Source organism: Serinicoccus sp. CNJ-927, assembly GCF_001942435.1.
GTDB lineage: Bacteria > Actinomycetota > Actinomycetes > Actinomycetales > Dermatophilaceae > Ornithinicoccus > Ornithinicoccus marinus.
In genome coordinates this window covers 51,194-62,928 of sequence record NZ_MKKF01000003.1, presented here as the reverse complement: position 1 = coordinate 62,928, position 11,735 = coordinate 51,194, and the positions used below count along the sequence as shown (strand labels likewise).

Annotated in this window: 13 protein-coding genes; 4 read left to right on the top strand and 9 right to left on the bottom strand. The window is 72.1% G+C overall.

The features are described from left to right. Nucleotides 1–34: 34 nt before the first annotated feature. Nucleotides 35–835 carry a deoxyribonuclease IV gene (locus BJF86_RS01380; RefSeq protein ID WP_083652635.1) on the bottom strand — a complete coding sequence of 267 codons (801 nt, stop codon included), beginning with the start codon at nt 833–835 and terminating at the stop codon, nt 35–37. Nucleotides 836–880: 45 nt separating this feature from the next. Between BJF86_RS01380 and BJF86_RS01375 the strand changes: the two genes are divergently transcribed. Continuing rightward, nucleotides 881–1,291: a hypothetical protein gene (locus tag BJF86_RS01375; protein WP_075816665.1), complete on the top strand. Its 411-nt coding sequence runs from the start codon at nt 881–883 to the stop codon at nt 1,289–1,291. A 4-nt stretch (nt 1,292–1,295) separates the two neighbouring features. On the opposite strand, the gene BJF86_RS01370 is transcribed toward BJF86_RS01375, so the two are convergent. Beyond that, complete coding sequence (locus BJF86_RS01370; protein WP_143553623.1) at nt 1,296–1,745, bottom strand: DUF2231 domain-containing protein; 450 nt, start codon at nt 1,743–1,745, stop codon at nt 1,296–1,298. A 140-nt stretch (nt 1,746–1,885) separates the two neighbouring features. Here BJF86_RS01370 and BJF86_RS01365 point away from each other — a divergent pair, with 140 nt between their 5' ends. Further along, nucleotides 1,886–2,689 carry an exodeoxyribonuclease III gene (locus tag BJF86_RS01365; protein WP_075816663.1) on the top strand — a complete coding sequence of 268 codons (804 nt, stop codon included), beginning with the start codon at nt 1,886–1,888 and terminating at the stop codon, nt 2,687–2,689. 117 nt (nt 2,690–2,806) lie between these two features. On the opposite strand, the gene BJF86_RS01360 is transcribed toward BJF86_RS01365, so the two are convergent. Together BJF86_RS01360 and BJF86_RS01355 are read right to left on the bottom strand one after the other, a co-directional pair. Continuing rightward, nucleotides 2,807–3,970, bottom strand: coding sequence for an MFS transporter (locus BJF86_RS01360; RefSeq protein WP_075816662.1), 1,164 nt, complete (start codon nt 3,968–3,970; stop codon nt 2,807–2,809). Between the two features lie 77 nt (nt 3,971–4,047). After that, the gene (locus tag BJF86_RS01355; protein WP_075816661.1) at nt 4,048–4,629 is read right to left on the bottom strand and encodes an HhH-GPD-type base excision DNA repair protein; all 582 of its coding nucleotides are present in this window, start codon (nt 4,627–4,629) and stop codon (nt 4,048–4,050) included. Between the two features lie 42 nt (nt 4,630–4,671). On the opposite strand from BJF86_RS01355, the gene BJF86_RS01350 reads away from it, so the two are divergent. Together BJF86_RS01350 and BJF86_RS01345 are read left to right on the top strand one after the other, a co-directional pair. After that, entirely contained in the window at nt 4,672–5,163 is a 492-nt protein-coding gene (locus BJF86_RS01350; RefSeq protein ID WP_075816660.1) for a DinB family protein, read from the top strand. A gap of 101 nt (nt 5,164–5,264) precedes the next feature. Continuing rightward, nucleotides 5,265–6,143 carry a ribonuclease HI family protein gene (locus BJF86_RS01345; protein ID WP_075816659.1) on the top strand — a complete coding sequence of 293 codons (879 nt, stop codon included), beginning with the start codon at nt 5,265–5,267 and terminating at the stop codon, nt 6,141–6,143. Here BJF86_RS01345 and BJF86_RS01340 read toward each other — a convergent pair. From BJF86_RS01340 to pstC, 5 genes are all read right to left on the bottom strand, one after another. Then, the gene (locus BJF86_RS01340) at nt 6,110–7,957 is read right to left on the bottom strand and encodes an MFS transporter (RefSeq protein ID WP_083652626.1); all 1,848 of its coding nucleotides are present in this window, start codon (nt 7,955–7,957) and stop codon (nt 6,110–6,112) included. The two genes, BJF86_RS01345 and BJF86_RS01340, sit on opposite strands and share 34 nt — an antisense overlap. After that, nucleotides 7,957–8,697, bottom strand: a complete 741-nt coding sequence (locus BJF86_RS01335) for an LppX_LprAFG lipoprotein (RefSeq protein WP_083652625.1) — start codon at nt 8,695–8,697, stop codon at nt 7,957–7,959. Before BJF86_RS01335 ends, BJF86_RS01340 begins: the two co-directional genes overlap by 1 nt. A gap of 110 nt (nt 8,698–8,807) precedes the next feature. Then, the gene (gene pstB, locus BJF86_RS01330) at nt 8,808–9,587 is read right to left on the bottom strand and encodes a phosphate ABC transporter ATP-binding protein PstB (RefSeq protein ID WP_075816657.1); all 780 of its coding nucleotides are present in this window, start codon (nt 9,585–9,587) and stop codon (nt 8,808–8,810) included. 23 nt (nt 9,588–9,610) lie between these two features. After that, nucleotides 9,611–10,768, bottom strand: coding sequence for a phosphate ABC transporter permease PstA (gene pstA / locus BJF86_RS01325; RefSeq protein ID WP_075816656.1), 1,158 nt, complete (start codon nt 10,766–10,768; stop codon nt 9,611–9,613). After that, on the bottom strand, nt 10,768–11,715 hold the full coding sequence (pstC, locus tag BJF86_RS01320) for a phosphate ABC transporter permease subunit PstC (protein WP_075812067.1): 948 nt from the start codon (nt 11,713–11,715) through the stop codon (nt 10,768–10,770). Before pstC ends, pstA begins: the two co-directional genes overlap by 1 nt. Between the last annotated feature and the right edge of the window lie 20 nt (nt 11,716–11,735).

Sequence of the window (11,735 nt, the reverse complement as noted above, 5' to 3'; positions counted from 1 at the left end):
GCGCCCAGCGTAGGCGGACCCTCCGCGCCCGCGCTCAGAGGTGCTCGCGGAGCCAGTCCAGGTCGGCGTTGTGCTCCTGCGCCCCGCCCGGGGTCTCGATCACGACCGGCGCCCCGGCGGCGCGCACGACGTCGGCCAGCTCGTCCGGCGGGAGCTGACCGGCGCCCAGGTTGGCGTGCCGGTCCGCGCCCGACCCGGCGGCGTCCCGGGAGTCGTTGGCGTGCACCAGGTCGATCCGACCGGTGATCGCGCGCACCTGGTCCACGACGTCGTCCAGTGCGATGCCGCCGGCCCACGCGTGGCAGGTGTCGAGGCAGAAGCCCACCCGGTCGGAGCCCTCGGCCGCGCTGATGGCCTCCCAGACGCGGGCGATGCGGTCGAGGTGGCGGGCCATGGCGTTGTCTCCGCCCGCGGTGTTCTCGATGAGCACCGGGGTGTCCCCGATCGTCAGGGACTCGATGGCCTTGCGCCAGTTGTCGAAACCCTTCTCCGGGTCGTCGTCGGCACCGACGTGGCCACCGTGGACGATGAGGCCCTTGGCGCCGATGTCGGTCGCGGCGTCGAGGTGCTGCTGGAGCAGCTTGCGCGAGGGGATGCGGATGCGGTTGTTGAGCGTCGCGACGTTGACGATGTAGGGCGCGTGGACGTAGAGGTCGACGCCCGCGTCCTGCGCCGCCGCGCGCAACGCCGGTGCCCCACCCTCGAAGCGGACCTCGGGCCCCTTGTAGCCCTGCGGGTCCCCGAGGAAGAACTGCACGAGCGGCGCCTGCCGCGCCTGCGCCTCGGCGATCGGGTCGGTCTGCTCGACGTGTGCTCCCAGGCTCGGCGTGCTCATGCGCTCCATCGTAGGCACCGGCTCCGACACGCCTAGACTGGCGCCGTGGCCTCCTTCTGGTTCGACGTCCTCGTCCCCGGCCCCCCGCCGCAGGTGTGGGAGCGGTTGTGGGACCTGGAGCGGCACACCGCTGCCATCCCGCTCACGACGACGCTCGGTGGGCCCCTCGGTCCAGGCGCGGAGTTCGTGGCCCGCACCCGCCTCGGCCCCGTGCAGATCGACGACGAGATGGTGGTCCGCGAGTGGACACCGCACACCCACGCCGTCGTGGACAAGGTCGGCCGACCGCTGAGCGGGCAGATCGAGGTGACCCTGCGCGCCGCCGGGCCGGACACCCGGATCCGCTGGGAGCAGCGGTATGCGGTGACCGGGCTGCCCGACCGCCTCGCGGCGCTGGGGTCACCGGTGGTGCGTGCGGGGTACCTCCGCGCGGTGCGTCAGATCACGGCCCCCTGACGGTTCAGCCGCCCCAGACCGAGGTGGCGCCGGTATGTCCGGCCAGCGTCACCGTGACGACCGCCCAGACCGCAGCGGCAGCGGCGAGGACGCCTAGCGCGGTGCCGACCCAGGCGGGCCACCGGCCCGCCAGACGTGAACGCCCCCAGGCCGAGGTCGCCGCGAAGTGCAGCAGGCTGAGGACCGCCAGGACGATCCCGGCCAGCCCGGCGCGGACCCCCCACGCCCCGTGCTCCTGCAGGATCTGGCTGCTCCCTCGGTCCTGGAGCAGGCTGTCGCCCAAGCTCTGCGTCACCCTGACGACCACTGCTGCCACGACGGCGAGCACCGGCATACCCCAGCCGAGCCAGCGACGGAAGCGAGGGAGCACCACGGCCAGGATCTGGGCCCCGGCCGCGAGGAGCAGCAGGACGATGGCGAAGTGCACGAGCAACGGGTGTGCCGGAAGTCCCATGACCATGCCCGTCTCACTCTCCGGTCGAGGATGCACGAGGTCCATCGCGACCGTCCGATGGCTGTGTCTCACTGTGTCACGGGTGTACGGCTCCGTCGGGGGATCCGGATGTCGAGGGCCCCGGCGCATACGCTGGTCCGGTGCGTATCGCGACGTGGAACTGCAACAGCATCCGGACCCGGGTGGACCGGGCGGTCGCCCTTCTCGAGCGGCACGAGATCGACGTGCTGGCGCTGCAGGAGACCAAGTGCCGGGACGACCAGTTCCCGCTGCTGCCGTTCGAGCAGGCGGGCTACGAGGTGGCGCACGTCGGGCTGAACCAGTGGAACGGTGTCGCCGTAGTCAGCCGGGTCGGGCTGGAGGAGGTCGAGGTCGGCTTCCCCGGGCAGCCGAGCTGGGGCTCCGGCGAGGCCGAGGCGGTGGTCGAGGCGCGGGCGCTCGGCGCGACCTGCGGCGGGGTTCGAGTCTGGAGCCTCTACGTCCCCAACGGGAGGTCGCTGGAGGACCCGCACCTGGACTACAAGCTGGCGTGGCTGGAGGCGCTGCGCGCCGCCGGGTCCGACTGGCTGACCGCCGACCCGGACGCGCGGATCGCGCTCGTGGGCGACTGGAACATCGCCCCCACCGACGAGGACGTCTGGTCGGTCGACTACTACGCCGGTCGCACGCATACCAGCGAGGGTGAGCGTGACGCCTTCCGAGGTGTGGTGGAGGCGGGGTATGCCGACGTCACCCGGGAGCACACGCCAGGCCCCGGGACCTACACCTATTGGGACTACACCCAGCTGGCCTTCGCGAAGCGGCGGGGCATGCGGATCGACTTCTGCCTCGGGTCACCGGCGCTGGCGGCCCAGGTGGAGGGTGCCTTCATCGACCGGGACGAGCGCAAGGGCAAGGGCGCCTCGGACCACGCGCCCGTGGTCGTCGACCTGACAGCCGTCTGAGGACACGGAGTCGACCTGACAGCCGCCTGAGGACACCGAGCGGAACGCCCACGGGCCTTGGGGACCAACGTCGGGATAGCACGACCTTCATCGGCGAACGTCCCGATGAAGCCTGTGCTACCCCGTGGTCGGTCCCCCTCGGCGACGGGCGTGGATCAACGCGAGCGGCAGCGTGAGCAACGAGATCCCGGCGACCAGGGCCATACCCCACCCGAAGCCAGCCCCGACGGCGACCGCACCGACGAGCAGGGCGCCACTGGCGGTGCCGGTGTCGAAGCCGGCGTTCCAGACGGTGCTGGCCGTGCCCACCCGGCGCGGACCGGCCGCCGCGAACGCCTGGAGCATCGTGAGGTTCTGCAGCGCGCCGTAGCAGAGGCCCACGACCGCGCAGGTCAGGATCCACGCTGCGGCCTGACCGGTCGTGACCGGCTCACGCACCAGCCAGGCCATCACCGCGAAGACCACCGCCGTCAGCACGATGAACGGTGCCACGAGACGGTCCACGCCGACGCGGTCGGTGACCTCGCCGATCCGCCAGCGCGTGACAGCCGAGACGAGGCCCATGGCGAACAGGCCCGCCGCGGACAGCCAGGGCAGCGCGACCAGCTGCGGGGCGAAGGTGATGACGGCCCCACCGGCCAGGGTCACGGCCAGCAGGACGAACGTGGGTCGCAGCAGTGCGAGATAGGTGCGCAGGGTCGCCGGCGGCTCGTCCACGTCGGGGTGCCGGGTGTCGTGGGTGGCCCGGGTCGGCAGGTGACGCGCGACCACGACGCAGGCCGGTATGCCCAGCAGCGGGATGGCGCCGACGGCGAAGACCGGCCAGTAACCGAGGGTCTGCGCGGCCCAGCCGCCGAGCGGCATGAAGATGACGTTGGGGATCGACAGCGCTGCGGAGTATGCCCCGACCGCCGCACCCCGGCGCGCGGGCTCGACGAGGAGCACGGCGGCGGCGTTGGCGGCGACGGTGAGGATGCCGAAGCCGACGCCCCGCACGGCGGAGAGGGCGAGGGTCGGTGCCAGCGCGTCGGTGAGCCCGTGCAGCAGCGAGGGGACCCCGAGGAAGACCATGCCGAGGGACAGCACCCACGCCCAGCCGATGCGGCTGATCGACCAGGGCACGGCGAACTGCGTGGCGACCGTCATGCCGAGCAGGACGAAGTTGACCAGCCCGGCGCCGGCGCTGTCGGCCCCGCCCGCCACGGCCCACAGCGGCGCCACCGGGAGGAGCGCGGCATACCCGGAGAAGCCGGTGAGCGCGACGATCCCGATCGCGACCATCCCCGGCGTCGACCAGACGGAGGTCCGTGGCGGTCGACCGTCGGGCCCTGAGGGCCCGGGTTCGGGGACGTGCGCGGTCACGCTCGCGCAGCCTTGGCGGCCGCCTTCTTCTCCTTCTTGTAGGCACGGACCTGCTGCAGGGAGTCGGCGCTCGTGACGTCGGCGATGGACATGTGGACACCGTCCTTGCCGTAGTCTCCGGCCGCCTCGCGCCAGCCGTTCGCGGTCAGGCCGCGCTGCTTGCCGAGCAGGGCGAGGAAGATCTTGGCCTTCTGGTCGCCGAAGCCGGGCAGCGCCTTGAGCCGCTTGAGGACCTCCTTGCCTTCCGGCTCGCCCTGGGACCAGATGGCGGCCGTGTCACCGTCGTAGTCCTGGACGACGGCGGCGGCGAGGTCGTGCACCCGCTGCCCCATCGACTTCGGGAAGCGGTGGACCGACGGTGGGGTGGCGCAGAGGGCGATGAACTCCTCCGGATCGGTCCCGGCGATCGCCGCGGGGTCGACCGACCCGAGGCGCTCGAAGATCTTGCGGGGGCCGTCGAAGGCGACCTCCATCGGGATCTGCTGGTCCAGCAGCATGCCGGTCAGCAGCGCGAAGGGGTGCTCGGTGAGGATGCGGTCGGCCTCGGCCTCGCCGACGAGGTGCAGGGTGTCGCTCATGGTCCCCAGGGTAGGGCGTGAGCGCGGGGCTACGGTGGCCGCATGGAGCCTGACGACCCGGTCGTGCGCGAGGCTGACCCGGAGGTGCAGGTGCGGGCCTTCATCGACCAGCACCGGCAGATGCTGCGCGCCTCGCTCGACGGTCTCACCGAGCAGGAGGCGCGGGCCGCGCTGGTGCCCTCGCTGACGACGTTGCTCGGGCTGGTGAAGCACGCGGCCTTCGTCGAGCGCGTGTGGTTCGGCGAGGCGGTGACCGGGAGCCCGCGGTCGGCGCTGGGGATCCCGGAGACGGTCGAAGAGTCGTTGGAGCTGACCAGTGAGGACACCATCGCGTCCGTCCTGGCCGAGCACGCCGCGGCCGTGGCGCGGTCACGCGCAGCCGTCGCGGGGATGAGCGGGGACGCCGTGCTGCCCGGGAACCGTCGTGGTCCGCTGCCGCTGCGGTGGGTGCACCTGCACGTCCTGCGCGAGCTGGCTCAACACTGCGGGCACGCGGACATCCTGCGCGAGCAGGTGCTGGCAGCTCGGGACTGACACCGGGCTCGGGCAGCCAGACGCGGTATACCCCGGCGAGATGTCTGCGCGGGCCGATGGTCCTGCCGGTGCTCGTGCCCGCGCGACCTAGGCTGGGCTGCATGACGCTCGAAGCAGCCGCCGACGGATCCGCGCTCGGCAACCCCGGACCGGCCGGGTGGGGGTGGTACGTCGACGCGGACCGGTGGGCCAGCGGCGGCTGGGAGCGCGGCACCAACAACATGGGTGAGCTGACCGCGGTGCTCGACCTGCTGCAGCAGACCGAGGACTTGGAGGAGGATCTGCTCGTCTACTGCGACTCGCAGTACGCCATCAAGTCGATCACCCAGTGGATGCCGGGGTGGAAGCGCAAGGGCTGGCGCAAGGGGGACGGCAAGCCGGTGGCCAACGTCGAGATCATGAAGGCGCTCGACGCGGCGATGCGCCCCAACGTGCGCTTCCAGTGGGTCAAGGGGCACGCCGGCCACGGGCTCAACGAGGAGGCAGACCGCCTCGCCAACGCCGCGGCGCAGGCGTATGCCGCGGGCCGTGAGCCGGAGGCGGGTCCCGGTTTCGCCGGGGCGTCTCCGGGCGGGTCCGAGCACGCCTTCGAAGTCACCACGCGGCAGCCGGAGGCCGACCTCTTCTCGCTGTCCGGGGAGGTCAGCGACGAGGACCAGGTCGTGGCCCTGGAGCGCTCGCTGCTCAGCGACGAGGTGCGCGCCGACCCGGCCGGCGTCGCCGGGCTGCTGCACCCGTCGTGGCAGGAGGTCGGCCGGTCGGGGCGGCTGTGGACCCGTGAGCAGATGCTGGCCGAGATCGCGCCACTGGCGGAGCCGGTCGAGCTCGAGGTCGTCGACACCCAGCGGCTGGGCGCCGATCTCGTCCTGGTGCTGTGGCGGGGCTCCGGCGACGGCGGGAGCACGCTGCGCAGCTCGCTGTGGCAGCGCACCGGCCAGCAGTGGCGTCAGCGCTTCCACCAGGCGACGCCCGAGGGCTGAGCCCGCGCGGTCACGTCGCGAGCGGCGTCGCGGCCGTCAGGTCGGGTGCCCGAGATTGCCCGCACCCCGAGGGCGAGCGCGACGACGGCGGCGAGGGCGGCGGCATACCCGGCACCCGTCAGGACCGTCTGCACCTGCACCACGGCAGCGTCGAGCAGGGCGTCGGTGTCGGTGGGGTCCGCTAGCGTCCCGACCTCGAGGTGGAACCGACGCAGGCCGAGGGAGGTGAGCAGCGCCAGACCCACGACCATCCCGACCATGCGCGCCACGACGACGAGCGAGCTGACGGTGCCGTGACCGTCCTCGCGGGCGTCGGCGAGCGCCGCGTCGTTGACCGGTGCGATCGCCAGACCGACACCGAGCCCGGCGCCGACCAGCGCCAGCGTGGTGCTGACGACCTCGTCCAGCGAGGCCCGCTCCCAGCGCGCCATCGCGAAGATCGAGACCGCCGCGACCGCCAGCCCCGGGGCGGCGACCAGCCCGGGGCCGACGCGGCGCAGCAGCCAGCCCCCGAGCAGCGCACCGACGGGCACGGCGACGAGGAAGCGCACCAGCACCAGCGCCGCATCGGTCTCGTCGGTGCCCTGGGTCAGCCGGGACAGCAGCGGGACGTCGACGACGATCGCGACGATCGCCGCGCCGACGAGGAGGCTGACGACCAGCGCGGGCCAGACCCGGCGGCGGACGACGCCCTCGGGGATCAGCGGGTTCGCGGCGAGCCGTTGCCGGAGCAGGAAGGCCACGGTCGAGGCGGCACCCAGCGGCAGCAGCCATACCCCCCACGGGCCGAGCACCTCCTCCTCCGGGTTGGCCGTCGAGAAGGTCAGGACGAGCGACCCGAGGGCGATGGCCACGAGGGTGGCGCCGAGCAGGTCGGCGCGCAGCAGCAGCGGCAGCCAGCGAGGCGCGGTGACGAGCACCAGGAGCAGCGTCGCCACGACCGCGGCGGCACCGATCGGCGTCGCGACCCGGGAGGCCGACGCGGGATCGAAGGGCACGAAGGGCACACCCAGATCGATCGAGGTGGTCAGGGCCTCGGGCGCCCACAGGGTCAGCGTCCAGAGCGCGGTCGCGAGCGCCGCCAGCAGGTATGCCGTCGCCCGCGCCAACCATCCGCGACGCCCGGTGGGTCCGTGGGCAACCACTCCCGACGCTCGGTGGGGCGTGGGGGAACCAGTCGCGACGCCCGGTGGGCGCGTGGGGGCCGAGGGGCGGATGACGGCGACGCCGACCAGGGCCAGCAGCCCGAGCGCCACGTTGAGCCAGAAGATCTCCCGCCACCCGGCGACGGCGAGGACGAGCGCGCCCAGCAGCGGACCGACGACCGAGCCCATCTCCTGCACCGCGCCGACGACGCCCAGCGGCATACCGCGCCGGCCGGGCGGCCAGAGGTCGGCCACCAGCGCGAGAGTCGCGGGCACCAGACCGCCCCCGCCGAGACCCTGGAGGAAGCGGCCCCCCACCATGACCGGCAGCTCGACCGCGGCCGCGGTCACGGCCGAGCCGATGACGAAGACCACCAGGCACCACAGCAGGATCCGGCGCCGGTCGACCAGGTCGGACACGCGGCCGATGAGCGGCAGGACGGCGATGTAGCCGAGCAGGAAGCCCGAGATGATCGGGGTCCCCCGCTGCAGCGACTCGATGCCGACCCCGACGCCGGCCATCATGTCCGTGAGCGCCAGGACGACGACGTAGGTGTCGGCCGCGGCGAGGGCCACCGCGAGCGCGGCGACCGTCAGCAGCGCCCGCGCCCCCCGCGCCGGACGATCAGCCGCAGCGCCCGCTGCGACCCCCTGATCCCCCGCCGGCACTAGGGCTCGGTGACCGTGACCGGCTCGCCGTACTGGTCGAGGGTCACGGTGTAGGTCGAGGTCGTCGGGGGGTAGAACGGACCGGTGATCTCGACGCTGCGGACCTGCCAGGACTCCTCCACCAGCCCGTAGGTGACGTCGAAGGAGGACTCAGCGTCCCCGGCGTAGAGCAGGTCGGTGACGATCTCGCCGGGCAGCGTGCCCACGACCTGCTGCACCACCTCGGCCCCGGCCCGGGAGCGCTCGCCGAACTGAGGGTCGTCGGTCTGGGTGAGCAGCGACACCAGACCGCTCTCCCGGTCGAAGAGCGTGGCCGGGTCGGGCACCCCCAGCTCCTCCGGGTCGGTGTTGACGTGCGCGGGCACGTAGGGCAGCTTCACGAAGAGCTGGCCGTCGAGCGCGACGGTCGGGATGTCGGCCTGGACGCCAGCCACGACCGCGGTGATCGTGCCGTCGAAGGCGGCCGGGTCCATCGTGCCGCTGCCGTCGGCGCTGATGATGTAGGAGCTCTCCTCCTCGGGCAGGTCGGCGCCGGTCATGGTCAGGTGGACCGAGCCGGCGTCGGTGAGGACCCCGTGCGCCTGCTCCAGCCGGTCCTGCGCCGTCGGGGGCGGCGCCGAGCTGGTCGCGCTGTCCTCGCCGTCGTCGTCCGAGCACCCCGCGAGGGCGACGACGGCGGCGAGCCCCACCACCCCGAGCATCCTCGAGCCGGGGGTATGCCGTGCGCCGGGAGACCTCATACCTCCAGTATCACGCAGCCGATCTCACACGGCCCGGCGCGACCCTCTCCACCACCGGAGATACCGAGTCCGCTCCAGAGGCGGACACGCGGAAGGTCCTGTCGGGAGTCTCAGCCGAAGCGGCCGGAGATGTAGTCCTCGGTCGCCTGCTGGCTGGGGTTGTTGAAGATGTTCTGGGTGGAGTCGTACTCCACGAGCTCGCCCGGTTTGCCGGTGGCCTCGAGGTTGAAGAAGCCGGTCTTGTCCGAGACGCGCGCCGCCTGCTGCATGTTGTGCGTGACGATGACGACGGTGTAGTCGACCTTGAGCTCGTTGATGAGGTCCTCGATCGCCAGCGTCGAGATGGGGTCCAGCGCCGAGCACGGCTCGTCCATGAGGATGACCTCGGGCTGGATCGCGATGGCGCGGGCGATGCACAGCCGCTGCTGCTGGCCGCCGGACAGGCCCGAGCCGGGCTTGTCGAGCCGGTCCTTGACCTCGTTCCACAGGTTGGCGCCGCGCAGCGCCTTCTCGGTGAGCTCGTCGGCGGCCTTGCCCGAGATCCGCTTGCTGTTGAGCCGGACGCCCGCGAGGACGTTCTCCTTGATCGACATCGTCGGGAACGGGTTGGGTCGCTGGAAGACCATGCCGACCTGGCGGCGCACGTCGACCGGGTCGACGTTGCGGGCGTAGAGGTTCTGGCCGTCGATCGCGACCTCGCCCTCGACCCGGGCGCCGGGGATCACCTCGTGCATGCGGTTCAGCGTCCGCAGGAAGGTGGACTTGCCGCAGCCGGAGGGGCCGATGAAGGCGGTCACCGAGCGGGGCTCGATAGACATGGAGACATCCTTCACGGCGTGGAAGTCGCCGTAGTAGATGTCGAGGTCGGTGACGTCGATGCGCTTGGACATGGGTATGCAGTGTCTCCTGGAGGTCAGCGGCCGGTCTTCGGCGCGAACATCGTGGCGATGAGCCGGGCGAGCAGGTTGAGGGCGATGACGATGAGCACCAGCAGCAGCGCGGCGGCCCAGGCGCGCTCCAGGCTCGGCTCCCGCACGGCGGGGCTGAGCGGCTTGGTGAACATGAAGTAGGCGTAGACCGCGAGCGTGTTCATCGGTCCGTCGAAGGCGTTCCAGTTGAGGCCGCGGGCATACCCGATCGCGACGAGCAACGGCGCGGTCTCGCCGATGACCCGGGCGATGGCCAGCGTGACCCCCGAGGCCAGGCCGGAGGCGGCGGTGGGCAGCACGACCTTGGCGATGACCCGCCACTTGGGCACCCCGAGCGCCAGTGCCGCCTCGCGCAGCTCGTTGGGCACGATCCGCAGCATCTCCTCGCTGTTGCGCACCACGGTCGGGATCATCAGCACCGACAGGGCGACCGCACCAGCGAGCCCCATCTTGGCGTCGCGGATCCCGAAGATCTGGGTGAACAGCGCGAAGGCGAAGAGCCCGGCGACGATGGAGGGTATGCCGGTCATCACGTCGACGAGGAAGCGGATCCCGCGGCTGAGCTGGTTGCGGCCGCCGTACTCCACCAGGTAGATCGCGGTGAACATCCCGATCGGGACCGAGATGAGCGTCGCCAGACCGGTGATGAGGAGCGTGCCCATGATCGCGTGGTAGGCGCCGCCGACGAAGTCCGCCGAGCCGTCGGCGTACCGCTGGTCGTTGAGCCCGGTGACGCCGTTCATCGTCTGGTTGAGGAAGGCGAAGTCGAAGGCCCGGCCGGCCCCCTGGGCGATGACCGTCCAGAGCACCGAGACCAGCGGCACGATGGCGCAGACGAAGGCGAAGTAGACCAGCGAGCGCACCAGGTGGTCGACGGCCACCCGGGTGCCGCCGAGCTGCCGGTAGGTGGCGTAGATCGCGCCCAGGTAGGCCAGGAACGACAGCAGCAGCGCCGCGGCCACGTGCAGGTCGAGCAGCTGCCACAGCACGAGGGCGAGGACGACGGCGCCGGCGGCGATCATCATCGCCGGGCGGCGGCCCGCCGGCCGCACCGGCGAGGGGACGATGCCGCTCACGGCCTCCTGCTGGGTGGGCCGCTGGTCGCTGCGCTGCGGCGACGGGGTCTGGGTCTGCGTGCTCATCAGTTGGCTCCCGAGAACTCGGCGCGGCGGTCCACGATCCAGCGGGCGAAGAGGTTGACGCCGAGGGTGATGACGAAGAGGACCAGGCCGGCGGCGATCAGCTCGGAGAGCCGCAGGCCGGCGGCCTCGGGGAAGTTCAGGGCGATCTCGGCGGGGATGGTGGAGTTGCCGTTGCCGATGAAGTTCCACGTGAAGATACCCGGCGCCAGGATGATGGCGACCGCCATCGTCTCCCCCAGGGCGCGCCCGAGGCCGAGCATCGTGCCGCCGATGACCCCGGGCATACCGAACGGGATGACCGCGGTGCGGATCATCTCCCACTGGGTGGCGCCGAGGGCCAGCGCGGCCTCCTCGTGCAGGCGCGGCGTCTGGAGGAAGACCTCGCGCGAGACCGAGGTGATGATCGGCAGGATCATCACCGCCAGCACGATGGAGGCGGTCAGCAGGGTGCGCCCGGTCGTGGACGAGTCCGCGAAGATCGGGATGAAGCCGAGGTAGCGCTCCAGCCACTCGAACAGCGGCACCAGGCGGGGCGCGAAGACCGCCATCCCCCACATGCCGAAGACGACCGAGGGCACCGCCGCGAGCAGGTCGATGACGAAGCCGATGCTCTTGCCCAGCCGTCGCGGCGCGTAGTGCGAGACGAACAGCGCGATGCCGACGGCGACCGGCGTCGCCAGCACCATCGCGATGAGCGAGGCGACGACGGTCCCGAAGACGAGGGGGGCGACGTAGCGCCAGAACCCGCGGCCACCGCTGATCTCGTCGGCCGGGGCGGTGAGGGCCGGCATGGCCTCCACCGCGAGGAAGACGGCGACGCCGGCCAGGATGAGCAGGATGACGACGGCGGAGCCGACGGAGGCGCCGGAGAAGAAGATGTCGCCCGGGCGCCGCACCGCCTTCGCCGGGCCGCGCTCACGCCGCGTGGGAGGGGCAGGGGCGTTCATGAGGTTCCTTCACGGGTCGG